Consider the following 24,452-nt stretch of genomic DNA (forward strand, 5'->3'; position numbering starts at 1 on the left):
GATAGCATTCCTTCCCTCTTTCAAGCCGGCATCGGCAACACATCAGTGTGCTGGGGCGGCGCCTCCTTGATCCAGATCTCAGCGCCCTCGGTGCCCGTCGTCGCTTCAAGTGGTTGCCCCGCAGGCAGTCGCGCCCAAGCTTGCGGCTGCAGTTTCTCGCCTTGAAAGCTCAGGCTGCCGGAAAGCAACAGGAACTCGAGACCGCGGGAATTTTCCACTGTTATGGCGGAGCCAGGCCGCCAATCCTCGATCGAAACACGTTCCTTTTCGTCTTCGAACAGAATACGCGCTGCGTCGGCCCCTTCGCGCAGAGGTGCCGCTTCACCCTCACCAGGCTGGCGAACAATTTGCACATGGTCGCCCTCCCGGAACTGCCATAAGCGCACGAAGATCGTGCAGCCGCCTTCCGATGCAGGCACATGGGCGGTGCCGGGCGGGTTGCGGAAATAGCTTCCGGCCGGATAGTCGCCGTGTTCGTCCTGGAAGGTCCCCTCGAGCACGAGTATTTCCTCGCCCCCGGCATGGACATGGCGCGGAAAGGCGCTGCCCGGCGCATAGCGCACGATCGAGGTCGCCCGGGCAACCTCGCCGCCGACGCGATAGAGCATCCGACGATCGACGCCAGCGGCGGGGCTTGGAAGCCAGTCGAGGCGGGCGGCGTGGACGATTACCGGTTTCGTCAGGTCTTCATTGATGCGCATTGGACTGGTCTCCCATCGTCAGGACCACCCGGAACTTCACGTCGCCGGAACTCATTTTGTGAACCGCCTCGGCGGCGCGCTCCAGCGGCATGGTCTCGATCATCGGACGTACCCCCGCCAGCGCGCTGAAATCCAGCGTCTTCTCATTCTCGAACGGCGATCCTGTAATCGAGCCGATAACGCCACGCTCGGCACCGACAAGGTAACTCGTCGAGACCGGCAGCGGATCCTTGCCGACGCCGAGTACGACAAGCCGACCTTCCGGCGCCAGCGCCGGCATCAATGCGGTAACGGCGGTTGGATTGGCGATCGTCGTCAGAATGGCTTTCGCACCGCCAATAGCGTTCAGAACATCGGCGGCGTCTTCCTTGTTCGTGTCAACGTAGCGATGGGCGCCAAGCTTCATGGCATCCGCGGCGATGTCCTCGCCGCGACCGATCGCCATCACCCGGAATCCCATCTTGCGGGCATATTGCAGCGCCATGTGCCCGAGGCCGCCGATTCCGAGAATGGCGACGGTATCGCCCGCCTCGGCGCCCGATTTCTTCAGTGCGTTGAATGTGGCGATGCCGGCGCAGAGGATGGGCGCGGCCTCTTCGGACGATAGTTCATCCGGGATGGAAACGAGGCCAGTCGCCCGCGCAATCATCATCTCGGCATAACCCCCGTCGCAGGACGATCCGACAATGGGCTGGTTACGGCAAAGATTGAAACGGCCGCGGCGGCATTCGCGGCATTCGTTGCAGTGGCCGCCGAGACGGCTGACGCCGACGCGCTGGCCGATCTTCCAGATCGAAGGCGCGTCCGGACCGACGGCAACAATGCGGCCGACCACCTCGTGACCGGGAACGCGCGGCGGCGTCAGTGTCGGATCGGCCTTGTCGATGTCGCTCGCATCCGCGCCGCAGATGCCGCATGCTTCGACGGCGATCAGCACCTCACCACGTCCTGGTTTGGGTGCCTCGCGTTCCACCAGTTCGAGTGTGCCGGGCGTCGTCACCTGCATGGCTCGATATGTGGTCTTCATGGTTCCTGTCCTATGTCTGGGAGTCTAAGGACGGAGCGGAGAACCTGTGTCTCTCGGACCCGTTCAGCCTGCTCATGAGCTCGGTGACGGTCCGGGTGGCAGCTTCGACGGCGCCGGCGAGGTAGCCGGGTTCACTGAGGCTCGTTTCGCTGCCGACCAGTGAAATATAGTCCCGCCATTTTCCATTGACCCATGGCCGTCGGTCAGGACTCGGATGGCCACCCGATTGGCTGTCATCCGCGGTTGCGGTCAGCGGGTCGTCCGTCCAGTCCTTGAACAAGGTTGCGCGGGGGCTGGCGGCCTGCGGCCCGAACAATTGCGCAAGCTGCCGAACCGAAGCCGCAACGATCGCATCGCGTCCGACGGCCGCGCGCTCTCCGGCGGGAACGCCGACGAAGCCGAACAGGGCGGCTTGGCCCGAAGCGGTTGTCGCATCGTGAATCTCGACCAGCGGCCCGACCATGCTCTGCGCCGTGCCCGACAGGCCGGCGTCGCGCCAGAATGCGCGGTCGTATAACGCGAAGAACTTTGCATGCGGCGCCATCCAGGTCGGGGTCCGCCGCCATCGCTCGGATGTCACGACGTCGAGAGCGGGTGAGAACAGAACCTTTGCCTCGAGCAGACGCGGCGGCAATGCGAACAGGACATGCGATGCCCGCTGCTTATGTGCCGATCCGCTCGCATCGACGTACTGCACAACGACGTCTTGGCCCTCGAGCGAGACATGCGTCACCCGCGCACCGAGTTGAATGCTTTGCGCGGGCAGGCCCGCGGCAAGCGCCGAAATGATGGCACCCGTACCTCCCGCGAGCCGCATTGACTGCGGTTCCTGCCGCATTCCGCGATAGCGCTGAGGGGATTCGCGGGACATCCGCTGAAAGACCACGTCGCCGTCGCTGTTCTGCTCAAAGTAGGTGAGACCGAGATCATTGACGAGGTTGCCCAGTGCTGGCTGCATGCCGGGCCAGAACCAGGATGGTCCAAGATCGAAGCCGTCATCCGATGCTTCACCGGTAGCGTCGACCGACAAAATGCGGCCGCCCAAGCGGTCACGCGCCTCAAGAAGCTGAAAGCCGATGCCGGCTTGATGGAGGAGGCGGGCTGCAGTCAGACCTGCAAGCCCGCCACCAACGATCAGAATGGTTTGTGACACGGATGAGCTCATCGTAAAGACTAGGGGCTGGTGATCCGGCCCTTCCTTTAGGCGCGGCTCAGGCCACGGCGTAGATTCGGGTTTCCGGTGCGGCCGCCAGTAGCGGCTTCAGCCCAGTAACGACATCGTCGTTGAACATTGCGCTTTCCAGGTACGCCTTTGCGTCCTCGACGCTGTTGAATCCGTGAAGCACCTGAACGTCGTCGTCGCGTATGAGAAGCTCCTTGGAGGTCGCGCCCGCGATCTGCGACAGGAAAGGCTCCTTATACAGACACCTGCGGCGGCACGGCGGTTCTCGGCAGCGATCTGCAGCGTGATTTCAAGATAGGCCATGATCATCCTCTCTCTAGCGTCGCCTGGCATAAGGTGCGCAAGCGAGGCAGTGGATTTCTGTGAGGAGCCGTGTCGGATGGAGATTTTCCAGTGCGGACACGTGCGCAATGGACACTTGAATGCCGTTGAAAGGCCGCCCTGACAAATGAGAGTTTCTTGCCAGCAGCAAAGAAAAACTTTGCCGCTGTCCTCGTCAGTCGTCTTTGATAACTGCTGCTCAGGACCGGAGCGGCGTCGCCTCCTCGATTAGCCAGTTGCGAAACGCCTGCAATTTGGCCAGCGAAGCGTATTCCGCCCGATAGACGACATAGTAGGCCAATTTCGAAGGCACTTGGACTTCGGGAAAAAGGCGCCGGAGCCGCCCGGCCGCCAGATCGTCGCGCGCCAGAATGCTGCGTGCCAGAGCCACGCCTCGCCCTTCGATTGCTGCCTGGAGCACCGCAGCAGAGTTGTCGATCCTCATGCCCCTCTGCGGTTGGCTCTCGGGTACGCCGGCAGCCCGAAGCCACATGTCCCAGGTGACGAATCCGATCGCCGGATCCACAGAGAGGTCGTGGATCAGTGTTGTTCGCGTGAGATCGGCGGGTTCGGTCAGACGACCAATGTCAGGGAAACCGGGTGAGCAGACCGGAAAGATCTCCTCGTCCATCAGCCTTTCCGCGATAAGCCCAGGCCAGTTCCCGTCCCCGTATCGAACCCCGACGTCGATACCATGCGCCTTGTAGTCGACGAGCCTCAAGCTCGTCTCGAGCCGAATGTCGGTGTCCGGGCATCTGGCCTGGAAGCGGTCGATGCGTGGAAGCAGCCATTTGGCGGCGAAGGCGGGGCTGGCGGTGACGTTGAGGATACCGCTCGTCGTTGACTCCCGAAGCCGGTCGAATCCGATCCCGAGGCGATCGAGCCCGGCTCGGATGTCCGGCAGCGCGCGCTCGGCGCTTTCGGTTGGAGTAAGTCTCGTCTTCCCGGTGGCGCTACGATGAAACAGCGGCATATCCAGCCAGTCCTCAAGCCCGCGCACCATCTGCCCGACCGCCGCCGCGGTGACGTTGAGTTCCTCGGCGGCGCCGGAAAAGCTGCCATGACGAGCACTGGCTTCGAAGGCGCGCAACGCATTCAGGTAGACGGGTGATTTCCTGTTCAAGGTGACTTTCTCTTGCGGAAAATGAGGAGAGCTGAACACCTAACGATACCAAGTAACCTCTCCGTTTTCAGCCATCGGCGAAACGCCAAATTCAATGACGTCGGGCCGTTTGCCTATCTGACCGGCGTCCTCAGCGGGATTGTCAACGGTCATCCCAGCAGCTAGCTCGACGAGCCTTTGCCCTGGGCCTACGTCTGTACTCCCACGCTCAAGGCCAGCATCGTCAGACGCGGTTCAGGAATTCAAGCACCCGTCGAGTGAGGAGCGCCGCCGCATCGGCGTCGAATGACGGGAGCGAGCTGTCGGCAAAGTAGTGCTGATCGCCGGGGTACAGGAAAAGCGCCGCGTCCTCGACTTTCTCGACGATCTCGCGGGCCGCATCGATGTCGCCTTCTCCGACGAAGACCGGGTCGTTGTCCATCCCGTGGATCTGCACCGAGACGCCGTCCGGCCATGGTCCAAAGGACCACGCGCCGCTGATCGGTAGGCAGGAGTGGAAGAGCAGCGCTGCGCGGGCTCCGGGCCGTGTTTGTGCGAGCTTTTGCGCCGGCAGCACGCCGAACGAGAACCCTGCGTAGACGAGATCGATGGGCAGTTCGTCGGCGACGCGGACACCGCGCTCGCGCATCTCGTCGAATCCGGTCTCTTCGATGTAGGCGAGACCCTTGTCGATGCTCTGGAAGGTGCGTCCGCCGAACAGGTCCGGTGTGTGTACGGTGTGCCCGGCTTGCCGCAGGTCGTCGGCGAACGCGCGGACACCGGCCGTCAGCCCCTGTGCGTGATGAAACAGCAGGACCTCAGCCATAGAGCGCCTCCGGGCGGAATGGAAGGAAACATGCAGCAGCGCGTCATCCGCTTCACGCAACGGCTAGCACAACCACACACCGACACTCAAGGCCGCGGCCCGACGACAGCGCTTCGATGAACGGCTGCTTCAAGCAGCAACTGGGCGATCCCGTCTCGGGGTTGGCCGACCAGCTCATCGGGGCGCGGCGAAAGGGTTTGCCGGCCGAGGAACTGTTCCGTCGCCGCATCCCGCGGGCGCTTCACACTTCTTCCCATGGGAACGTGTCCAGCCGTTCGGCTCCGGTCGCCGTGATCAGCACCTGCGTTTCGAGCTTGATGCTCTCGGACCCGTCTTCGGCGATCAGGCTTTCAACGTTGAGCACCATATCGCGCTCGATCGTTCCGCTGCAGTTCCGGTCGAAGTCCGGATGAAGGAATATGCCCGGCCACTCGTCGGCCATGCCGGTTCCATGCAGCGCCAGAGTGTAGCGATACGGCAGGTACTTCTCGGGAATCCGCCAGGACCGCTCGTTGAACTCCGCAAAGGTCAGTCCAGGCTTCAACAGTCCGAGATTATGCTCGATCTGCTCCCGGGCGGCGGAGTAAAGTTCCCGCTGCTTGGCGCTCATTGCAACATGGCCGCATGTCCAGGAACGCGATAGATCCGCGCAATAGCCGTAGGGTCCGATCATATCCGTATCGAAGGAGATCAGTTCTCCTCGCTTGATCACATAGTCGGAGCATTCCTGGTACCAGGGGTTGGTTCTGGCGCCTGCGGTGAGAAGCTTCGTTTCAAGCCATTCGCCGCCGCTGCGCGCGTTTTCAAAGTGGAGTTCGGCCCAGATCTCCCGTTCGGTGCGGCCGGGCTCCGAGACCTCGTACATCCGCGCCATGCCGGCTTCGCACACCCGGATCGTCCATCGCATCAGCTCGATCTCGTCCGGGCTCTTGATCGATCGAGCCCGTTCGGCGAGTTCCTGGCCGTCGACGAGTTCCAGTCCACGTCTTTGCAACGCAAAAGCGCCGGCCGGTTCGAGCTTGTCGACGGCCAGGCGCCGATTGTGCCCTTCCGTCATGACGATGTCCGGAACTTCGTCCGCCCATTCCGACAGGCGCGTCTCGACCAGATCGCCCGCTGTGAAGAAAATCCATGACTTGGCCGGGCGGATTTCGTCGATCCCTGGAAGCCCCTGATTGAGGTGCTCCGCGCCCTCGAATTCGAACAGGATCGCCGGACCTTCGGCCAGGATCAGGGCATAACGGGCCGCGTTGTGCATGGTCCAGATGCTCATGTTCGACGAGTCGAAGGCATAGCGAATATTGACCGGATCGTAGAGCAACAGGGCAGAGCAGTCATGCTCAGCCATTTTGCTCCTGAGGCGACCCAGCCGGTAGCGCCTGGCGCTGTCGAGGACACTTGCCGATACCGGGCTTTTGAGCGGCCTGTCCGCGCCTTCCGGGTTGAGATAGGCTTGCTTTCTCTCGTCCTTGAACACCGTTTGGCCGAATGAGTCGTCTCGGAGGGTGGTGAACTGGTGCATTTCTGCTCGTCCTCATGGGTGGGGCTGCGTCGAGGCGTGAAGCTTGCGCCGCGCTGCGTCTCCACGGCGCGATCGCAACGGCTGGCGCTTGCAGCGACGCAAGCGAAGCCAGGGCCAGCTGCCGTCACCGCAGGTGTGTCTCTTGTGTGGGGCAAGACTATATTTCGAGGCTGACCCGGCCGATCGGGTTGGAGCAGCAGGCGAGGATATAGCCGTCGGCGATGTCCTCGTCGGTGATGCCGCCATTGTGCACCATGTGCACCTGCCCTTCGGTCTTGCGGATCTTGCAGGTCCCGCAGATGCCCATCGAGCAACCCGACGGGATCACCAGGCCCGCGGCTTTTGCGGCGGCGAGGATCGTGACCGTCTCTGTACACTTTGCCGAGATGCCGGAGAGCGCAAATTCGATTTCGGCCTCGCTTCGATCATTTGGAACGACATCTTTCGGAATGTTCTCGGCGTCCTGGGGCTCCGCCTGGAAGCTTTCCTGATGGTAGCGGCTCATATCGTAGCCGAGAGCGGCAAGCGCCTCGCGCACCGCCCGCATGAAGGGTTCGGGGCCGCAGCAGAACACCTCGCGCTCAAGGTAGTCCTGCGCCATCAGGCCCAGCATGATCTGGTTGAACATCCCCCGATAGCCGGTCCAGGGCCGGAAGGGATCGGCCTCTTCAACCACCCATTTCAGATCGATGCCGACGATGCGCGACGCCATGAGTTCCATCCGGTCACGCAGGATGATCTCGGAAGGGCGGCGCGCGCAGTTGATGAAGACGATATCCGGTTCGCGCCCGGAATCGTAAAGCCAGGTGGTCATCGCCACCATGGGTGTGATGCCGGAGCCGGCGGAGATGAAGAGGTACTTCTCGGCTGGGTAATGGACGATCGAGAACTTCCCCGCCGGTCCGATCGCCCTGATGCGCACACCCTTGTGCAGATTGTCGAGCATCCAGCGCGTGCCGATCGACCCCTCCTGCGCCTTGACCGTGATCGTCAGTGCCGTCGGTCGCGAGGGGGCGGAAGAGATCGTGTAGGTACGATAGAGCGGCCCGCCGGGAACCGGCAGTTCCAGTGTCAGGAACTGCCCCGGATCATGGTTGAACAGCGCACCGGTCGGGCTCTGGAAGCTGAAGGTCACGACATTCGGCGCTTCCGGCGTACGGGTGACGCATTCGAGCTCTTCCGCATCGTTCCAGAAGGTCAGGTTTTTGAACGCGGTCATCCGCTTTACTCCGCGGCCTGCCGCATAGGCGTCAGCGAACGTTCGAGCCAGCTGGCGTACCAATCGACGAACTGGATGACACCGCTTTCCTGGTTCGACGAATAGGGTCCGGGAATATAGGCGGGCGACAGAATCCCTTGCTGGTTGGTTTCGACGATCTCACGGTCTTCGTCATTGGTGGCGATCCAGACCTCGGTCAGCCGCTTGAGATCGTAATCGACGCCTTCGACGGCATCCTTGTGCACGAGCCAGGTGGTGGTGACCTCGGTCTCCAAAGGGCCGATCGGCGTGACCCGGAAGGTCAGCGAATGATCCGGCAGGAAGTGGTTCCAGGTGCTTGGATAGTGGAACTTCAGCAGCGTGCCCGCGTCGGGCAGGGCGACCCGGCCGAGGTGCTTGCCGACGGCGGCCTTGCCGTCCATCGTATAGCTCAGCGCTTTTTCCTGTAGCGGCATGCGCGCGAGGCGATACTGGCCGTCCTCGGAGATTCTGAATTGCGACGGCGCGCCGGAAGCTTCGCAACGGTCGAAATGCGCCTGAAGGACATCCGAAACCGACCCGTCCGGAGACACGCCGGCGACATTCGGGTCAAGGGGGAAGGAACGGCAGAGGGCAGGATGATTGCTGCTGCAGTGGTAGCACTCGCGGTTGTTTTCCCAGACGAGCTTCCAGTTCGCCTTTTCGACGATGGTCGAGCTATAGGCGACCTTCGCGTCGGTCAGGTCGTGGATCGCGAGATAGGGACGGGCCAGATCCGCGAAGGCTTCGAAATCCGGCGGCGTCTCCGAAAGGCAGATGTAGATCAGGCCCTCGAGATGGCGCAGGTTTACCGGCTTCAGGCCATGCTTCGACGCATCGAAGCCGGGCCCCATGTCATTCGCCCAGATCAACTTGCCGTCAAGTTCGTAGGTCCATTGATGATAGGGACAGACGAGCTTGGCAACCTGGCCCTGCCGCGCCTTGCAGATGAGCGAGCCACGGTGACGGCAAGAATTGTGGAAGGCGCGGATCTCGCCATCGCGTCCGCGAACGATGACCACCTCATAGGCGCCGACGCGCATCGTGGCGTAGCTGCCCGCCTTCGAAAGCTGGCAGGCCGGGATCGCGTAGAGCCATTCCTTATAGAAGATATGCTCCAGGTCGAGGTCGTATATCGCCGGAGACGTGTAGAACGGCTGTTCGAGGGCGTAGCCCGGAACGCGGCGCGCAAGCAGGTCATATAGGGAGGGCGAGGGGGCTGTCATTGGAAAATTCCATGCTCGTTGTGTTCAACTGTGCTGAAATCTTCTTGCCGGCAAGCCCTTTTGACAATAGCACTTTTTTTCATCATGAGTTAGTTTAACTAATCTCACGGACCGCTTCGGCCGGTGCCGGAGAGATGCGCGTTGAAGGGGCTGCCCTATGCCACGACCCTATGATCTCGCCTCGATGACCGCTCTCATTTGCTTCGAGGCGGCCGCCCGCAATGCGAGCTTCAAGAAGGCCGCCCAGGAAATGAATGTGACGCCTGCGGCCGTCAGCCACCAGATCAAGGCGCTGGAGACGGATCTCGGATGCAACCTGTTTCTGCGCCGTAGCCGCGGTGTCGAACTCACTGAGAAGGGCGCCTTCCTGTTTCTTGCGATCCAGCGTGGATTCGAGACGATTTCAGAGGCGGTCACGCAATTGCGCGATCGCCAGGAAACGGTGGACGTGACGATCCGCACGACCACGGCAATCAGTTCCCTGTGGCTCACCCCAAAAATTTCAGCCTTCTGGAAAATCCATCCCGCGATTACCGTCTCGCAGGTTGTCAGCGACGTTCCGGGGATGACCGGCCGCTGCGATCTGAGCATTCACTACGGCGATCCGCAGGAGAATGGCGTCGAATATCGCACGCTCTTTCAGGATCGCATCATCGCTCTGGGCACAGCGGCCTTCGCCGCCCAGCATGGCATTGTGGGCGTCGAGGACCTGCTCAAGGCGCCATTGATCCATATGAGCAACGAGGAAAACGGCTGGACGACCTGGGCCGACTGGTTCCGGGAGGTTGGGCGCGTGCTCCCGAAAGGTCGCAGCTTCTACGTGAACAACTATATGATCGCACTCCAAGCCGCCCAGGACGATGTCGGCGCAGTGCTGGGCTGGGACGGGCTGGTTGGGAGCCTTATGCAGGAGGGGCGGCTTGTGCAACTGGTGGCCGACACCGTTCCCTCACCGGTGCCCTTCCATCTGAAGATCCATCCCAAGGCGACACCCAAGGCCCGCCTGTTTGCGGATTGGCTGGTCAAGGCCGCTTAGAGCCGGGGTTGGGGTCGCGTCATGTGAAAGAGGTTGGGACTTGGGAGGGCTTATCGGTCAGCGACCTTCTTACCGGGAAGGTGCGTCAGGAGGGATTTGCAGGCGTTCATGATGTGGGCGAACAAAAGGTTCGCCGCCTTTTCCTCATCCCGATCCCGGCACGCATCGAGAATTTGGCGATGTTCACGGTCCGCCGTCTGCTGACCGTGCGACAACGTCAGTTGAACTCTGAGGTAGCGTTCCAGCCGATCGTTCACGGAGCGGATCGTGCTGACGAGGAACGGCCGCTGAGCGTCCTCGTAAAGGCAGCTGTGGAAACGCCAGTTCAATTCCGACCATCGAGCGACGTCGGTCTCCTTCGCGAAGGCGTCGCAATAGGCGAGGGCCCTTTCGAAGGTCTCTTCCGTCATGTGAGGGATCGAGAGTTTGATGGCGTTCGATTCCAGGATCGCGCGCACCTCGAAAATCTGGGCAATCTCAGGCTCAGAGACACTCGTGACGATTGCACCCTTGTTCCGGTGGAATTCTACCAAGCCTTCGGCCTCGAGCCGCTTCAGCGCCTCCCGGACGGGAATCTTGCTGACATTGAATAGCCGCGCAACGTCGTCCTGGCGGATCGGTTCTCCTTCATCAAGTGAGCCGTCAGCGATCGAATCTCGGATAAACTTCAAGATCACGTCCGAAGCCGTCGGCGCTTTCCCGAGATCAGTCACCTGCGCGGTGTTGAAGGGCATTCCAGGCTCCATTTGCGTACGAGACGAAAGCTCCGCTGGAATATCGTAGACGATCCCGACGTTCAAGAAATTGCTTGCCGAGGGCCCCTTTCTTCTCAAATCGTTGTTACGGTGGCCCGGTGCCTGCGCCTTGACTTTCATCGTAGATCGTATACGATATTATAACTATCAGCCAAAGCTAGGGGAGAGCATGCGTACATCCAAGATCGTGCATGTGGTGAGCTGCCATGCCGAAGGCGAAGTCGGCGACGTCATCGTCGGCGGCGTCGCGCCGCCTCCCGGCGAGACCCTCTGGGAACAGGCCCGCTGGATCGCCGAGGATGAAACGCTCCGCAACTTCGTGCTGAACGAGCCGCGCGGCGGCGTCTTCCGCCACGTCAACCTGCTGGTGCCGCCGAAGAACTCGAAGGCGCAGATGGGCTGGATCATCATGGAACCGGCCGACACACCGCCGATGTCCGGCTCCAACTCGATCTGCGTCTCGACGGTGTTGCTCGATACGGGCATCATCCCGATGCAGGAACCGATCACCCGGATGGTGCTTGAAGCGCCCGGCGGCCTGATCGAGGTCGAGGCCGAATGCCGCAATGGCAAGGCCGAACGTATACGCGTCCGCAACGTTCCCTCCTTCGCGGACAAGCTGGATGCGAAGCTCGAGGTCGAGGGCATAGGCACGCTGACTGTCGATACCGCCTATGGTGGCGACAGTTTCGTGATCGTCGATGCGGCCTCCGCCGGCCTCCGGCTCGAGCCCGATCAGGCGCGCGATCTGGCGACGGCCGGCATGAAGATCACCAGGGCCGCCAATGAGCAGCTTGGCTTCAAGCACCCGGCAAACGACTGGGGCCACATCTCCTTCTGCCAGTTCACCAATCCGGTGGCGATGAAGGACGGTGTTTTGACGGGCAAGAATGCGGTTGCCATCCGCCCCGGCAAGATCGACCGCTCGCCGACCGGCACCGGATGCTCGGCGCGCATGGCCGTGCTCCATGCCAAGGGCCAGATGAAGGTCGGCGACCGCTTCGTCGGCGTCTCGCTGATCGATACCGAATTCCATTGCAGCATCGACAGCGCGGTCGACATCAACGGCACCCCCGGGATCAGCCCGATCATCTCCGGCCGGGCCTGGGTGGTCGGCACCAAGCAGCTGATGGTCGATCCCGACGATCCCTTCCAGGGCGGGTATCGGCTCTCCGATACTTGGCCAATGGAACTTTGAGGAGCGACTGATGCCGATCGTGAGAGTCGAATTGCTGACTGGCCGCAGCGCCGAGACCAAGACCGAGGTCGCCCGCGAGATCACGAAAGTGCTCAAGGCGGTCGCCGGCATCAAGCCGAGCGCCACGACGGTGATCTTCACCGAGGTCTCGCCCTCGGATTGGGTTGTCGCCGGCGAGCCTCTGAATGCCGGCCTGCAGCCGAAATGACAACCTGCGGAATGGATAACGATGAGCAGGAACCTGGAAGAACCAAGGCGCATCGCATTTGCGGAACTCGTCGCGCTGCTCGAGCGCATCTTTGTTCGTTTCGGGACGTCCGTCCCGAACGCCAGAATTCTCGCGACAAACTGCGCCCAATGCGAGCGCGATGGCTCGCTGAGCCACGGCGTGTTCCGCATTGCCGGCTACGTGGCGTCTCTCAACAGCCGTTGGGTTGACGGCAGGGCTGTCGCCGCCATTGAGCAGCATGGGCCTTCTTTCATTCGTGTCGATGCTCGAAACGGCTTCGCGCAGCCGGCATTGGCGGCGGCGATGCCCCTAATTTGCGAGTCCGTCGCGAGAGCCGGCGTGACGATGGTGGCGATCCGCGACTCGCATCACTTCAGCGCACTCTGGCCCGACCTCGAACCCTTCGCGGACGCGGGTTTGGTCAGCCTTGCCATGGTTTCGGGCCTCGCCTGCGTCGCACCGCCAGGCGGCCGAAAGCCGATCTTTGGAACGAACCCTCTGGCGTTTGCGACGCCGGTTGCCGGATCCAGGCCGCTGATCTTCGACTTCGCCACGAGCGCCATGTCCAATGGAGACTTGAGGCTCGCTGCGAAGGCCAAACACACCGTGCCGTTGGGAACTGGAATCGATGCGGATGGCGCATTGAGCGGTGATCCCGACGCGATCCTGAGCGGAGGAGCGCTGCTACCGTTTGGCGGGCACAAGGGTGCCTCGATCTCGCTGATGGTCGAGATTCTGGCATCGGCCCTGACCGGAGGGCAGTTCTCTAACGAGGTCGATTTCTCGGCCCATGCAGGGGCTGAAACGCCGAAGACGGGGCAGACCATCATCGTCATCGATCCGACACGCGGCGAAACGCGAGCCTTCGCCGAACGGGTGAAGACCCTGCTCGACTGCGTCAGGGACGCCGGCCAGGCACGGCTGCCGTCGGATCGCAGATATCAAACCCGCGCCCAGTCGGAGAGGAACGGCATTCCGTTGACGATGCGGCAATACGACGAGCTCGTCGCACTGGCTCAGTAACAGAGGCAAGGTCGCCAATTTGACGCCTGCGCGCAGTCGACGCTCGGGATTGGCCGATGAAGATGGTTCATGGCCTGGTCTTCGCCGTCCGCTACGATCAGGCCGATGTCACCTACTGCATGTCGTATCCTTAAATCGTCTGCGATTTGGGAAACATGCAGCAGGCAGTGATGCATCGGTTTACTAGGGGTCCAATCAGGCCCACGTGTCCCCTACCGTAAAACCCTCGATAAAGGGGTCGTCGTTGTCCAGAACGATGGTATTCAGGCCGTATATCCAGCTGGTGCCGGTGAGGGTCGGCACAACGGCAGGTTTGTCCCCGATTTTTGCTTCGTCGACGAGCCGGCCGGTGTATATGTTTCCCAGAATTCCCTGGTGCCGAAAATCCTGGTGAAGCGGTAGTTCACCCTTTGCATGCAGGACGGCCATTTTTGCGCAGGTGCCCGTGCCGCAGGGGCAGCGATCCAGCGCCCCTGTCCAAGTGGCGGGATTGTCCCAGGAGAAATCACCCGATGACATGGTCACCGTGTTCTTCCAGTCGGCGTTCGGGTCGTCCGTCGGCCCTGAAAGCTGGGCAACGGTGATGCCGATTCCCGGATAGTCCGGGTGGGCAACGGGCAGTTGCTCGATGGCGGCCTGCTTGATCATCGACGAGACGCGCGCAAGCTCTCGACCGTGCTCCGGGATCAGTTCGAGGCCGCGGAACTGCCGGACATCCGCGATGACGTAGAACATGCCGCCCCAGCCGACATCGACGGTCACCTTTCCAAGCTGCGGCACTTCGATGACGGCGTCCAGATGGGCCGCAAAGGCGGGCACGTTCTTGAACGTGACGCTCTTGACTTTGCCGTTCTCGCACTGGGCCTTTATCCGGATCAGACCGGCGGGCGCCTCAAGGACGAGTTCCGTGACCGGCTCCTTCATCGGCACCATACCCACTTCCAGCAATACCGTAACCACGGAGATCGTATTGCCTCCGGACATCATCGGATATTCGATTTGCTCCATGATGATGTAGCCGGCATCAGCCTCGGGATGCGTGGGCGGCACGATGATGTTGCAGCAGTGCGCCGGGTATCCGCGCGGCTCGCGAAGCAGAAGCTTGCGCAACTGGTCGTCATTGGTCTCCAGCCATCTCATCTTGTCATAGACGGAGTTTCCGGGGATGTGCGGGATACCCCCGGTGACCACGCGCATGGGAGTGCCCGCATGGGTATCGACCGCCTGGATTGTCCTCTTAAAAGCCATAACGTCCTTCCTGCTAAAGTTGCACAACCCGAATTGGCGCGAAGCAGTCGCGTACGATGCGCATCTCGCTCGTTAAGCTGTCCAGCTTCTCCATCGCTTCTTGCCTTGAACAAATCGGCCGCTGCGATCGTGAGCTTCATCCGGGGTTTTCAAGCTCTTTCAGATATAGTATACGATATCTCTTATCCGATATCGCCTTCCTGTCAACGGGTTTGTCGCTGTCGGCGAAGGTGTTCCGCCATCCGCGGAGCGACGCGGGAGCAATGGCTGACTTCTATTGGGACGGGTTAATGCGGCACCCTGTCCTCTTTTTTCACGCCGCAAATAAAAGGGAACGAGAATGAGAGGAATGCTTGCGTCTACATGTCTGCTGGTCGGTCTGGCCGGTGGAGCAGTGTCTGCCAACGCCGCCGAATGCGGCGATGTCAGTATCGTTATCCATAATGTCCAAAGCGCCGAAGTCCTCGCTTATGTGGACAAATTCATTCTGACGGAAGGATACGGTTGCAACGTCGAGACGGTACCTGGCGACACCGTGCCGACGACCACCTCCATGGTCGAAAAGGGTGACCCCGACGTCTCTCCGGAAACATGGGTTGACCTCTTGCCGGAAGTCGTTCCGCGCGGCATCAAGGAAGGCAAGATCGTGTTCGCGGCTCCCGCCTTGCCGGACGGCGGCGTACAGGGCTGGTGGATTCCCAAATACGTGGCTGACGCCCATCCCGACATCAAGACGGTCGACGACGCGCTCAAGCACCCGGAGCTTTTCCCCGACCCCGAGGATTCCAGCAAGGGCGTTATCTTCAACGGTGCGGCAGGCTGGGGCGCGACGGTCGTGACCGCTCAGCTCTACAAGGCCTACAAAGCCGAGGAAACGGGCTTCAGGCTGCTCGATCCGGGCTCCGCGGCGGGTCTCGACGGCGCAATCGCCAAGGCCTATGAGCGCAAGGAAGGCTTCATCACCTATTACTGGGCTCCCACATCGTTGCTCGGCAAATACGAAATGGTGATGCTCGGTGCATCCGTCCCGCACGACGCTGCGGAATGGAAGCGCTGCATCACCAATCTGGCGTGCCCCGATCCCAAGGTGAACGCCTGGCCCGTCGACAAGGTCTATACGGTCGTGACCAAGGAATTCGCCGACCGTACCAGCCCGGAGGTCATGGAGTATCTCAACACGCGCGGCTGGAGCAACGCGACGGTCGGCAAGCTCATGGCCTGGGAAACCGAAAACCAGGCAACGGGCGAAGAGGGCGCCAAGCACTTCCTCGAGGAAAGCAAGGACATCTGGACCAAGTGGGTTCCCGCGGACATCGCCGAGAAGGTCGAAGCCGCCCTTTAGGTGCTGCGAGCAACCTGCGGTGCCCCAAAATGGCATCGCACGCTTTTCATGGCGAAGTCGCAAATATCGGCAAAATGCGAATGCGCGTCGTGTGAGCTCAAACGACGCGCATTATGTCTACTCGGAAGCGCTGGCAAACGATGCTTGTCTGCGCGCTGCTGCGGGTCGCCCATGATTTTAGGTCGCGTCGACTTAAAATCATGAAGGTGATCAATTCTAGTCAGTGCGGGTGCGGGGCGGAAAGCCGCTCTAGTCATCGATCTCATGAGGCATATGGAAGCCCTCCGGCAGAGGACCGAATGATTCCTGCCTACGCGGCGCTGGCTTCGGGGGCTCCGGCTTTACAGCGCAGCCGGCCAAGACGGCCTTTATGGCCAATGGCCTGTAGTTCCGCAGCAACTCATCCGAGTGTTCTTCAGTGTCGCCTTCGGGTCGTGTCGTCTTTTTCATTTCGCACTTCCTTGTGACATGAAGGGTAAAGTCCATCGGCCAAATCGATGGCGGGCGGCCATCACGCGCCCGCGATTTTCACGATATTATCGTACACGCTGCGCGGCATGCGAATGCCCTCCGACGGGGGCCGCGGATATTGGATGCCGCTTACCCCCGGCACGAACACGCCGTGGCCTTGGAGCCGGGCAGCTTGTTCGCGCGCACGCCCGACACGATCAGCACCGGCGGGACCCGGCAGCATCGCGACCACCGTCAAGCCCACCGCTGGAGACGTTGTGCCCGACATGAAATCGGCCGTGTCCAACGACCACGGCCCGCCGGACAGCCCGGCCGACAGCATTTCCACCATCAACGCCACGTTCGCTCCCTTGCGACCGCCGAAGGGCAGGAGTGCGCCGGCGAGGGCCTTCGTGGCATCCTGGGTGGCCACACCATTTTCGTCGACGGCCCACCCCTCGGGGATGGTGCGGCCCTCGGCGGCGGCGGCCACGATGTTGACATAGGCGGTCGCGCTCGACGCCTGATCGATGATCAACGGCAACGAACCCTCTCCGAGCGGAAAGCCGAATGCCATTGGGTTGGTGCTGTAGACGGCGGGTCCGCCAGGCTTTGCGACCACCATCGCGTTGGCGTTCGTCGCTGCGATGCCGACGATGCCCTCCGCCGCGAGCCTTCGCACGAAGTAGCCGAGTTCGCCGGCGGTGTAGCTGTTCGTCTGCGTGAAGACCGCCACCCCCAATTGCCGCACCGCCCCGACCAGATCCTTGAAGGCGCGATCGAAACCGAGCTGTGCGATACCCCGATCGGCATCGCAAACGAAAAAGGCCGGGAACGGGCGTTGCAGAGTCGGTGCCGGATCGCAGTTGATACGCCCCTCGCGGAAGCTGTTCAGGTAATCCACCATGTGCGGAAATCCGAGCACGGGAGGGCCGTAGAGCGCCGCCGACAGGGTTGCGTCGACGAGTGAGCGGGCGGTGGCTTCCCTGGCGCCGGCCGCCAGGCAAGCGCGTTTCGCCAGTTCTTCTGCTTGCGCCAAGCCGAGTGAGACCTCATCTGACATGCTGAATCTCCAATCCAGTTTTTCTTGCTTGGTAAAAAGGCATATGGGGCCCGCCGCGGCGCAGTCGCTGATCTGGCGCGCCGGAATACCCAGTTCGGTAAGTTGAGGCATGAGCCAGCCGGCCGGGAATTCGTGGTCACGGGCCGCGCATGCAACTTGTCGTGCAATTCCCTTCGCATCGGATGTTTAAATCCGATGCGAAGGGAGTCATGCGCGGCCACGTTGGTTTCCTGGAACCCGTCAGTGGCTCGACACGGCTGCAGAAGCCAATGTCTTGAGGTCAACGACCCCGAGAGGCAGACCAGCCGGGTTCACAACCACCAGATCCTTCGCCTCCCCGTGGGCGAGGATCTTGATCGCGTCCTCGATCGAGCCCCCTGCCAACAGAGTTGCCCCGTTGACCGGATGGCCCGGCGCAACCGGAGCCATGACGGCATCGACATGGATGACGCGGCCGCGGTTGACGTCTTTGACGAAGTTGGCGATGTAGTCGTCAGCGGGCCTGAGGACGATGTCCTGGCTGGTGCCCTGCTGGATGACCTCGCCGTCGCGCAGGATGGCGATCTGGTCGCCGAGCCTCAGCGCCTCGTCGAGGTCGTGGGTGATGAACACAACCGTCTTCTTGATCTCCTTCTGCAGGTCGAGAAGAACCGTCTGCATGTCCATGCGGATCAGCGGATCAAGGGCCGAATAGGCCTCGTCCATCAACAGCACCGGCGCGTCGTTGGAAAGCGCCCGGGCGAGGCCGACGCGCTGCTGCATGCCGCCCGACAGCTGGTTCGGGTACTTGCTTTCGAAGCCCTTCAGTCCGACCCGCTCAATCCAGCGCATCGCGACATCGACAGCCTTGGAGCGCTCGATACCCTGGACCTCAAGGCCGTAGAGGGTGTTGTCGAGAACGTTGCGGTGCGGCAGAAGCGCGAACTTCTGGAACACCATCGCAGTCTGGTGCCGGCGAAACTCGCGCAGCTCCATCTCGGTCATCTTGACGACGTCGACCCCGTTAACCAGCACCTCGCCGGCGGTCGGATCGATCAGCCGGTTGATGTGCCGGATCAGCGTCGACTTCCCGGAACCGGACAAGCCCATGATGACCTGGATGCAGCCGGAGGGCATCTCGATATTGATGTCCTTGAGGCCGAGCACATGGCCGAACTTCGCATTCAGTTCGGTTTTCGAGAGGCCGTTGCGGACGGCCTCGACATGCGTTGCGGCATTCGGTCCGAAGATCTTGTAGAGGTTGCGGATCCTGATCCCGTCGAAGTGGTGATCAGCCATGGACGACCTCCCTGTGCTTCTGCAGCCGCTTGCCATAGGCCTGGCTGACGCGGTCGAAGATGATGGCGATGCCGACGATGGCAAGGCCGTTGAAAATGCCGAGGGTGAAATACTGGTTGGCAATCGCCTTCAGCACCGGCTGGCCGAGACCCTGGACGCCGATCATCGAGGCGATGACGACCATGGCGAGCGCCATCATGATCGTCTGGTTGATGCCGGCCATGATGGTCGGCAAGGCGAGCGGCAGTTGCACGTTCCTGAGCTTCTGCCAGCTCGACGAGCCGAAGGCGTCGGCCGCCTCGAGCACGTCCTTGTCGACGAGGCGGATGCCGAGATCGGTGAGCCGGATCATCGGCGGGATGGCATAGATGACCACCGCGATCAGCCCCGGCACCTTGCCGATGCCGAGCAGCATGACGACGGGAATGAGATAGACGAAGCTCGGCATCGTCTGCATGACGTCGAGCACCGGGTTCACGATCCGCTGCATCCGGTCGGAACGCGACATCAGAATGCCCATCGGGATACCGATGGCGATCGACAGCACGGTGCAGACGAAGATCATCGAGACCGTCCGCATCGTGTCGTCCCACATGTCGAAATAGCCGATCGCCAGCAGCGTGACGAGACAGCCGGCGACCACTTTCCAGCTCCGGCTCGCCCCCCAGGCAATCACCAGGATGATCAGCATGATGATCGGCCAAGGCGTCTTCGTCATGAAGCGCTCGGCGGCGATCAGGAAATGCTGCAAGGGCGAGAAGAAGCCTTCGATGATATCGCCATAGGCGCGCGTGAACGCCCGGAATCCCTCGTCGATGACCTTCTTCAGTTCTCGGAGCGAGTCGTCGTTCATGTTTGGAAATTTAAAAAACCAGTCCATTCGGTTCCCCTTTTCAAAGAAGCCGTTGTGAGCTTTTTCTTGTTTTTCGGCCATGGAATGGGACGCGCTTGGCGCGCGCCCCACTTGTCAGGTGGCTTAGAGCGCCGCCTTGATCTTCTCGGCGGCTTCCGGCGTGACCCACTTCGTCCAGACGTCCTCGTTTTCTTCGAGGAAGTGCTTGGCACCTTCTTCGCCGCTCGCCTGGTTGTCCGTCATCCAGGCCATCAGCTTGCTGACGGTGTCATTGCTCCAGGAGCGCTTGTTCAGGTAGTCCATGACCTCGGGGCCGGCCTTCTCCGAGAAGGGCTTGGCCACCAGCGTCACGATGGTGTCGACCGGCCAGGCGCTCGGCTTCGGGTCAGGGCAATCGGCCACGGTAATGCACCGCTTCCACTCCGCTGGGTCTTCCGCAACGCCGTATTCGAGCTTGACCATCGGATATTTGCCGACGAGGGCGGTCGGCGCCCAATAGTATCCGACCCAAGCTTTCTTGGCCTCATACGCCTTGGCGATGGAGCCGTCCAGGCCGGCGGCCGAGCCGGTGTCGACGAGCTTGAAGCCGGCCTTCTCGGCATCGAACGCCTTATAGAGCTGCGAGGTGACGACGGTGCCGCCCCAGCCCTGTGGCCCGTTGTAGATCGCACCCTTGCTCGGGTCTTCCGGATCAGGAAACAGTTCCGGATGCTTCAACGCGTCGGGAATCGTCTTGATGTCCGGATGGGCATCCGCGAAATATTTGGGGATCCACCAGCCCTGCACGCCACCATCTGGAAGCGGAGAGCCGACCTTGATGATACGGCCTTCTTCCGTGCCTTTCTTGACGACGTCCGGCAGCAGGTCGATCCAGGCCTCGGGCGCGATATCGGGCTCGCCCTTTTCTGCCATGGAGGTGATCGTCGGGACGGTGTCGCCGATGGTGATTTCGGCTTCGCAGCCGTAACCCTCGTTCAGAATGATCTTGTCGAGGTTGGAAAGCACTTCCGCGCTCTGCCAGTTCATGCTCGCGATGGTCAGCGATCCGCATTCCGCGGCGCCCGCGACGGACGCGCCTCCCAGTACGCCAAGCGTGAGGCATGTTGATGCAAGTAGGTACCTCATTTTCGTTCCCCTTGTTCTGGCGGCATATGTTGGCGAAGCTGGCTTGCCGCGATCGCCAGCTCCGATCGATTCAGGAGCGCTCTCCCATGTTCATCGATTTCTGATATGCGGCCGCAAGTCCGTCTCGGACGGCAGCGTCGAAGCCGGCGGCGCGCATCGCTTCGATTGCTGCGGCGGTCGTCCCGCGGTAGCTGACAAAGGCCTCGACCGTATCGGCGGGACATTCGCCGTTCTTCTCGAAGAGACGCCCGGATCCGACCAGCACGGTGGTTACCGCTCGCCGTGCCACATCCGGCTTGATGCCGCGCGACACGGCATCGCGCATCATGGCGTCAGCCAAGAGAGCGGGGAAAGCCGGCCCCGAACCGGAAAGCCCGGTCAGGTAATCGATGTCGCTCTCGCTCGCGACCTCGTCCTGTGTTCCGCAGGCGTCGAAGATCGCGCGGACGGTCGCGCGGTCTTGCTCGTTCACACCTTCCGAGCCGATCCAGGGCGTATAGGATTTGCCGACCTCAGCCGCGGCGTTGGGCAAGCTGCGGACGGCCCTTTCCGTATTGTGATGGTGAGCCAAATCGCGCAAACGAACGCCGGCCATGACGGAAACCACGAGCTTGCCATGGACATCGACCATGAGCGGCGGCCAGTCAGCAGGACGGACCGAGACAATGATCATGTCCGAGCGATCGGCGAGCTCCTGGTTGTTCTTGGTCCAGCGAACGCCTTGTACGCCTGTCGGCTGCTCGCTTCGATAGGACAGTGTAAGGTTTTCGGGGGAGGCGAGCCCTCTATCGAGGATCGCCTCGACGATAGCCCCGCCAAGCCAGCCACTTCCGCCAATGATGCCGATTTTCAGCGCGTCGCTCATCTTCGCCCGTCTTCGCCTTATCCGGAGTAACCGTGCCGTGCGGAGAAGCGATCGAGCTCCCTCTGCTCCGGCACCTGCCCGGTGAAAATTTCCACATATTCCGGGATGCGCTTCATGCGGACGGAGACGTCTTCCGTCGTCTGCATCGAAATGTACCCGATCTGCACCAGATAGATCGTTCGTGCCCGAACATCGGCGTGGGGTGCGTCGTACCCAAATCGAAGGAACATGCGCGACAGGGCATCGAGACGCTGCTGGTCGGCGCTCTGGACCTCTCTTAGAATTTCGGGTGACTGAAGGGCCCAGCTTCTCACCGCAAACTCGAATTGCGAGTCGAAAAGCCTGCTATCCAGCCAGCAGTCAAAAACGTTCAGCATCGCCTCGGCAACCGTCTCGGCATAGGCATCGGCCTGCTTGACGAGGTTGCCCGTGTTCTTCTCGCGCCACCGCGCAACCAGCGCTTCAAGCAGTTCTTCGCGATCCTTGAAGAACCAATAGAAGCTCGTTCGCGACAGGTTCAGCTTCTTGGCCAGGGGCTGGATCTTCACGGAATCGACGCCAGCCTCCAGCAGCGACTCGTAAGCCGCGCTCAGCCAGACATCCGGGGAACCACGCCAACCGCTATCGTTCATGGTCTGCTCCATACCGTTCTCCTAACAAATTTAAACGAGTAGTGCAAGAAAAATGTACACCACTGTCCATTAGCATGACTTACGCGATATCTGTGTTGACACAAGTGTACATTTCCCATTACGCTCCTGAACACCTCTAATCCGGAGCCCGGCAGATGTCGAACGATCCCCTTCTTCAGCCCTATCAGCTCAAGCACCTGACGCTGCGCAACCGCATCATCGTGACCGCGCACGAACCGGCCTATCCGGAAGACGGCATGCCGAAAGAGCGCTATCGCGCCTACACGGTGGAGCGCGCCAAGGGTGGGGTGGCGATGACGATGACCGCCGGATCGGCGGCCGTCTCGAAGGACAGTCCGCCGGTGTTCAACAACCTTCTCGCCTACAAGGACGAGATCGTTCCGTGGATAAGAGAGATGACCGACGCCGTGCACGAGGAAGGCGCGGCGATCATGATCCAGCTCACCCATCTCGGTCGCCGTACACGGTGGGACAAGGGTGAGTGGCTGCCGGTCGTCGCCCCATCGCATCACCGCGAAGCCTCGCACCGCGCCTTTCCGAAGAAGATCGAGGACTGGGACATCGAGCGGATCATCAAGGATTTCGCCGATGCGGCCGAGCGGATGAAGGCCGGCGGCATGGACGGCGTCGAACTCGAGGCCTACGGTCACCTCATCGACCAGTTCAATTCGCCGCTGACGAACGAGCTCGATGGTCCTTACGGCGGCTCGCTCGACAACCGCATGCGCTTCTGTTTCGACGTCCTGAAGGCGATCCGCACGCGAGTCGGGGACGATTTCATCCTCGGCGTGCGCTACACGGCCGACGAATGTCTTCCCGGCGGGACGGGCAAGGCAGAGGGCATCGAGATTTCGAAGCGCCTCAAGGAAAGCGGGCTCATCGACTACCTGAACGTCATCCGCGGGCATATCGATACGGACGCCGGCCTGACCGACGTCATCCCGATCCAGGGCATGGCCAATTCGCCGCATCTCGATTTCGCCGGCGAAATCCGCGCTGCTACGAATTTCCCGACCTTCCATGCCGCGAAGATCCCCGACGTCGCGACCGCGCGTCATGCGATCGCGTCCGGCAAGGTCGACATGGTCGGCATGACCCGTGCCCACATGACCGACCCGCATATCGTCCGCAAGATCATCGAGAAGCGCGAGGACGACATTCGGCCCTGCGTCGGCGCCAACTACTGTCTCGACCGCATCTACCAGGGCGGCGCCGCCTATTGTATCCACAATGCGGCGACCGGGCGCGAGCTGACGATGCCGCACACGATCGCCCAGGCGGACCGTCGCAAGAAGATCGTGATCGTCGGCGCCGGACCGGCCGGCCTGGAGGCCGCGCGTGTCGCTGGCGAGCGCGGCCACGAGGTCGTCGTGTTCGAAGCGGCGAATGATCCCGGCGGACAGATCCGGCTGACGGCCCAGAGCGAGCGCCGCCGGGAGATGATCAGCATCATCGACTGGCGCATGAGCCAGTGCGAGAAGCTCGGCGTCACCTTCCATTTCAACACCTGGGCGGAGGCCGAGACCGTCGCGGCGGAAAGCCCGGACGTCGTCGTCATCGCGACGGGTGGGCTCCCGCATACGGAAGTGCTCTCCAAGGGCAACGAGCTCGTCGTCTCCGCCTGGGATATCATCTCCGGCGACGTCAAGCCGGGCAGCAACGTGTTGATCTTCGACGACGCCGGCGACCATGCCGGCCTGCAGGCCGCCGAATTTCTCGCCAATGCCGGCGCGAAGGTCGAGATCATGACCCCCGATCGCTCCTTCGCGCCGGAAGTCATGGCGATGAACCTCGTCCCCTACATGCGCTCCTTGCAGAAGCTCGATGTGACCTTCACGGTCACCTACCGTCTGGAAGCGGTCGAGAAGAACGGCAACCAGCTTGTCGCCCATGTCGGCAGCGACTACGGCGGCGTCGAAAAGCAACGGTCCTTCGACCAGATCGTCGTCAACCATGGCACCATTCCGCTCGACGAGCTCTATTTTGAACTGAAGCCGGCCTCGAGCAACCTTGGTGAAATGTCGCACGATCAGTTGATCGCCGGCAGGCCGCAAGCCGTCTGGCGCAACGCGGATGGCAAGTTCCAGCTCTTCCGCATCGGCGATGCGGTCGCGGCGCGCAACACGCACGCGGCTATCTATGACGCCCTTCGCCTTCTCAAGGACATCTGACATCGAGTCGGGCCGCCC

22 protein-coding genes are annotated in these 24,452 nt (G+C 61.6%); 6 read left to right on the forward strand and 16 right to left on the reverse strand.

Going from position 1 to position 24,452, the window contains the following annotated elements; all coding sequences use genetic code 11:
- Positions 1–20: 20 nt before the first annotated feature.
- The 8 genes from RHIBR816_RS0109420 to RHIBR816_RS0109465 all read right to left on the reverse strand — a co-directional run bounded on the left by RHIBR816_RS0109420 (position 21) and on the right by RHIBR816_RS0109465 (position 9,145).
- Complete coding sequence (locus tag RHIBR816_RS0109420) at positions 21–701, reverse strand: cupin domain-containing protein (RefSeq protein WP_018236277.1); 681 nt, start codon at positions 699–701, stop codon at positions 21–23.
- Positions 688–1,728, reverse strand: a complete 1,041-nt coding sequence (locus RHIBR816_RS0109425; protein ID WP_026186807.1) for an alcohol dehydrogenase — start codon at positions 1,726–1,728, stop codon at positions 688–690. Before RHIBR816_RS0109425 ends, RHIBR816_RS0109420 begins: the two co-directional genes overlap by 14 nt.
- A gap of 10 nt (positions 1,729–1,738) precedes the next feature.
- Positions 1,739–2,893 (reverse strand): FAD-dependent oxidoreductase, encoded by a 1,155-nt coding sequence (locus RHIBR816_RS0109430; RefSeq protein ID WP_018236279.1) that lies wholly within the window; start codon positions 2,891–2,893, stop codon positions 1,739–1,741.
- A 538-nt stretch (positions 2,894–3,431) separates the two neighbouring features.
- Entirely contained in the window at positions 3,432–4,355 is a 924-nt protein-coding gene (gcvA, locus tag RHIBR816_RS0109440) for a transcriptional regulator GcvA (RefSeq protein WP_026186808.1), read from the reverse strand.
- A 223-nt stretch (positions 4,356–4,578) separates the two neighbouring features.
- Positions 4,579–5,160: a dienelactone hydrolase family protein gene (locus tag RHIBR816_RS0109445; protein ID WP_018236281.1), complete on the reverse strand. Its 582-nt coding sequence runs from the start codon at positions 5,158–5,160 to the stop codon at positions 4,579–4,581.
- Between the two features lie 241 nt (positions 5,161–5,401).
- Complete coding sequence (locus RHIBR816_RS0109455; protein WP_018236282.1) at positions 5,402–6,682, reverse strand: Xaa-Pro peptidase family protein; 1,281 nt, start codon at positions 6,680–6,682, stop codon at positions 5,402–5,404.
- Positions 6,683–6,839: 157 nt separating this feature from the next.
- Complete coding sequence (locus tag RHIBR816_RS0109460; protein ID WP_018236283.1) at positions 6,840–7,901, reverse strand: hybrid-cluster NAD(P)-dependent oxidoreductase; 1,062 nt, start codon at positions 7,899–7,901, stop codon at positions 6,840–6,842.
- A 5-nt stretch (positions 7,902–7,906) separates the two neighbouring features.
- Positions 7,907–9,145 carry an aromatic ring-hydroxylating dioxygenase subunit alpha gene (locus RHIBR816_RS0109465; protein WP_018236284.1) on the reverse strand — a complete coding sequence of 413 codons (1,239 nt, stop codon included), beginning with the start codon at positions 9,143–9,145 and terminating at the stop codon, positions 7,907–7,909.
- Positions 9,146–9,302: 157 nt separating this feature from the next.
- Between RHIBR816_RS0109465 and RHIBR816_RS0109470 the strand changes: the two genes are divergently transcribed.
- A complete protein-coding gene (locus RHIBR816_RS0109470) occupies positions 9,303–10,181 on the forward strand; it encodes a LysR substrate-binding domain-containing protein (RefSeq protein WP_018236285.1) in 879 nt (292 codons plus the stop codon).
- A gap of 50 nt (positions 10,182–10,231) precedes the next feature.
- Here the strand turns inward: RHIBR816_RS0109470 and RHIBR816_RS0109475 are convergent, their stop codons facing one another.
- Positions 10,232–10,915, reverse strand: coding sequence for a GntR family transcriptional regulator (locus RHIBR816_RS0109475; RefSeq protein WP_018236286.1), 684 nt, complete (start codon positions 10,913–10,915; stop codon positions 10,232–10,234).
- 190 nt (positions 10,916–11,105) lie between these two features.
- Here RHIBR816_RS0109475 and RHIBR816_RS0109480 point away from each other — a divergent pair, with 190 nt between their 5' ends.
- From RHIBR816_RS0109480 to RHIBR816_RS0109490, 3 genes are read left to right on the forward strand one after another with little or no spacing between them, the layout of a single operon-like run.
- Positions 11,106–12,134: a proline racemase family protein gene (locus RHIBR816_RS0109480; RefSeq protein WP_018236287.1), complete on the forward strand. Its 1,029-nt coding sequence runs from the start codon at positions 11,106–11,108 to the stop codon at positions 12,132–12,134.
- Positions 12,135–12,144: 10 nt separating this feature from the next.
- Positions 12,145–12,342 carry a tautomerase family protein gene (locus RHIBR816_RS0109485; RefSeq protein ID WP_018236288.1) on the forward strand — a complete coding sequence of 66 codons (198 nt, stop codon included), beginning with the start codon at positions 12,145–12,147 and terminating at the stop codon, positions 12,340–12,342.
- A 21-nt stretch (positions 12,343–12,363) separates the two neighbouring features.
- The gene (locus tag RHIBR816_RS0109490; RefSeq protein WP_018236289.1) at positions 12,364–13,386 is read left to right on the forward strand and encodes an Ldh family oxidoreductase; all 1,023 of its coding nucleotides are present in this window, start codon (positions 12,364–12,366) and stop codon (positions 13,384–13,386) included.
- 195 nt (positions 13,387–13,581) lie between these two features.
- Here the strand turns inward: RHIBR816_RS0109490 and RHIBR816_RS0109495 are convergent, their stop codons facing one another.
- Positions 13,582–14,634 (reverse strand): proline racemase family protein, encoded by a 1,053-nt coding sequence (locus tag RHIBR816_RS0109495; protein WP_018236290.1) that lies wholly within the window; start codon positions 14,632–14,634, stop codon positions 13,582–13,584.
- A 340-nt stretch (positions 14,635–14,974) separates the two neighbouring features.
- Between RHIBR816_RS0109495 and RHIBR816_RS0109500 the strand changes: the two genes are divergently transcribed.
- Complete coding sequence (locus RHIBR816_RS0109500; RefSeq protein ID WP_026186809.1) at positions 14,975–15,976, forward strand: glycine betaine ABC transporter substrate-binding protein; 1,002 nt, start codon at positions 14,975–14,977, stop codon at positions 15,974–15,976.
- 511 nt (positions 15,977–16,487) lie between these two features.
- Here the strand turns inward: RHIBR816_RS0109500 and RHIBR816_RS0109510 are convergent.
- The 6 genes from RHIBR816_RS0109510 to RHIBR816_RS0109535 form a co-directional block, all read right to left on the reverse strand.
- Positions 16,488–17,489: an Ldh family oxidoreductase gene (locus RHIBR816_RS0109510; RefSeq protein WP_018236293.1), complete on the reverse strand. Its 1,002-nt coding sequence runs from the start codon at positions 17,487–17,489 to the stop codon at positions 16,488–16,490.
- 240 nt (positions 17,490–17,729) lie between these two features.
- Positions 17,730–18,767, reverse strand: a complete 1,038-nt coding sequence (locus RHIBR816_RS0109515; RefSeq protein ID WP_018236294.1) for a glycine betaine/L-proline ABC transporter ATP-binding protein — start codon at positions 18,765–18,767, stop codon at positions 17,730–17,732.
- Complete coding sequence (locus RHIBR816_RS0109520) at positions 18,760–19,647, reverse strand: proline/glycine betaine ABC transporter permease (RefSeq protein WP_018236295.1); 888 nt, start codon at positions 19,645–19,647, stop codon at positions 18,760–18,762. Before RHIBR816_RS0109520 ends, RHIBR816_RS0109515 begins: the two co-directional genes overlap by 8 nt.
- Positions 19,648–19,743: 96 nt before the next feature.
- A complete protein-coding gene (locus RHIBR816_RS0109525; protein ID WP_026186810.1) occupies positions 19,744–20,745 on the reverse strand; it encodes an ABC transporter substrate-binding protein in 1,002 nt (333 codons plus the stop codon).
- 70 nt (positions 20,746–20,815) lie between these two features.
- Positions 20,816–21,610, reverse strand: a complete 795-nt coding sequence (locus RHIBR816_RS0109530) for a pyrroline-5-carboxylate reductase (protein ID WP_018236297.1) — start codon at positions 21,608–21,610, stop codon at positions 20,816–20,818.
- A 17-nt stretch (positions 21,611–21,627) separates the two neighbouring features.
- On the reverse strand, positions 21,628–22,254 hold the full coding sequence (locus RHIBR816_RS0109535; RefSeq protein WP_018236298.1) for a TetR/AcrR family transcriptional regulator: 627 nt from the start codon (positions 22,252–22,254) through the stop codon (positions 21,628–21,630).
- A gap of 143 nt (positions 22,255–22,397) precedes the next feature.
- Between RHIBR816_RS0109535 and RHIBR816_RS0109540 the strand changes: the two genes are divergently transcribed.
- On the forward strand, positions 22,398–24,434 hold the full coding sequence (locus RHIBR816_RS0109540; RefSeq protein ID WP_018236299.1) for an NADH:flavin oxidoreductase: 2,037 nt from the start codon (positions 22,398–22,400) through the stop codon (positions 24,432–24,434).
- Positions 24,435–24,452: the final 18 nt, after the last annotated feature.

Origin of the sequence: Ensifer sp. BR816 (assembly GCF_000378985.1) — a bacterium.
Lineage (GTDB): Bacteria > Pseudomonadota > Alphaproteobacteria > Rhizobiales > Rhizobiaceae > Sinorhizobium.

Excerpts from the sequence above, each read along its gene's own strand:
- RHIBR816_RS0109520 (WP_018236295.1), bottom strand. The coding sequence starts at position 19,647 with ATGGACTGGTTTTTTAAATTTCCAAACATGAACGACGACTCGCTCCGA.
- RHIBR816_RS0109500 (WP_026186809.1), top strand. The coding sequence starts at position 14,975 with ATGAGAGGAATGCTTGCGTCTACATGTCTGCTGGTCGGTCTGGCCGGT.
- RHIBR816_RS0109535 (WP_018236298.1), bottom strand. The coding sequence starts at position 22,254 with ATGGAGCAGACCATGAACGATAGCGGTTGGCGTGGTTCCCCGGATGTC.
- RHIBR816_RS0109485 (WP_018236288.1), top strand. The coding sequence starts at position 12,145 with ATGCCGATCGTGAGAGTCGAATTGCTGACTGGCCGCAGCGCCGAGACC.
- RHIBR816_RS0109490 (WP_018236289.1), top strand. The coding sequence starts at position 12,364 with ATGAGCAGGAACCTGGAAGAACCAAGGCGCATCGCATTTGCGGAACTC.
- RHIBR816_RS0109530 (WP_018236297.1), bottom strand. The coding sequence starts at position 21,610 with ATGAGCGACGCGCTGAAAATCGGCATCATTGGCGGAAGTGGCTGGCTT.
- RHIBR816_RS0109465 (WP_018236284.1), bottom strand. The coding sequence starts at position 9,145 with ATGACAGCCCCCTCGCCCTCCCTATATGACCTGCTTGCGCGCCGCGTT.
- RHIBR816_RS0109420 (WP_018236277.1), bottom strand. The coding sequence starts at position 701 with ATGCGCATCAATGAAGACCTGACGAAACCGGTAATCGTCCACGCCGCC.
- RHIBR816_RS0109515 (WP_018236294.1), bottom strand. The coding sequence starts at position 18,767 with ATGGCTGATCACCACTTCGACGGGATCAGGATCCGCAACCTCTACAAG.
- RHIBR816_RS0109510 (WP_018236293.1), bottom strand. The coding sequence starts at position 17,489 with ATGTCAGATGAGGTCTCACTCGGCTTGGCGCAAGCAGAAGAACTGGCG.
- RHIBR816_RS0109480 (WP_018236287.1), top strand. The coding sequence starts at position 11,106 with ATGCGTACATCCAAGATCGTGCATGTGGTGAGCTGCCATGCCGAAGGC.
- RHIBR816_RS0109455 (WP_018236282.1), bottom strand. The coding sequence starts at position 6,682 with ATGCACCAGTTCACCACCCTCCGAGACGACTCATTCGGCCAAACGGTG.
- RHIBR816_RS0109430 (WP_018236279.1), bottom strand. The coding sequence starts at position 2,893 with ATGAGCTCATCCGTGTCACAAACCATTCTGATCGTTGGTGGCGGGCTT.
- RHIBR816_RS0109425 (WP_026186807.1), bottom strand. The coding sequence starts at position 1,728 with ATGAAGACCACATATCGAGCCATGCAGGTGACGACGCCCGGCACACTC.
- RHIBR816_RS0109540 (WP_018236299.1), top strand. The coding sequence starts at position 22,398 with ATGTCGAACGATCCCCTTCTTCAGCCCTATCAGCTCAAGCACCTGACG.
- RHIBR816_RS0109460 (WP_018236283.1), bottom strand. The coding sequence starts at position 7,901 with ATGACCGCGTTCAAAAACCTGACCTTCTGGAACGATGCGGAAGAGCTC.
- RHIBR816_RS0109475 (WP_018236286.1), bottom strand. The coding sequence starts at position 10,915 with ATGCCCTTCAACACCGCGCAGGTGACTGATCTCGGGAAAGCGCCGACG.
- RHIBR816_RS0109525 (WP_026186810.1), bottom strand. The coding sequence starts at position 20,745 with ATGAGGTACCTACTTGCATCAACATGCCTCACGCTTGGCGTACTGGGA.
- RHIBR816_RS0109470 (WP_018236285.1), top strand. The coding sequence starts at position 9,303 with ATGCCACGACCCTATGATCTCGCCTCGATGACCGCTCTCATTTGCTTC.
- RHIBR816_RS0109445 (WP_018236281.1), bottom strand. The coding sequence starts at position 5,160 with ATGGCTGAGGTCCTGCTGTTTCATCACGCACAGGGGCTGACGGCCGGT.
- RHIBR816_RS0109495 (WP_018236290.1), bottom strand. The coding sequence starts at position 14,634 with ATGGCTTTTAAGAGGACAATCCAGGCGGTCGATACCCATGCGGGCACT.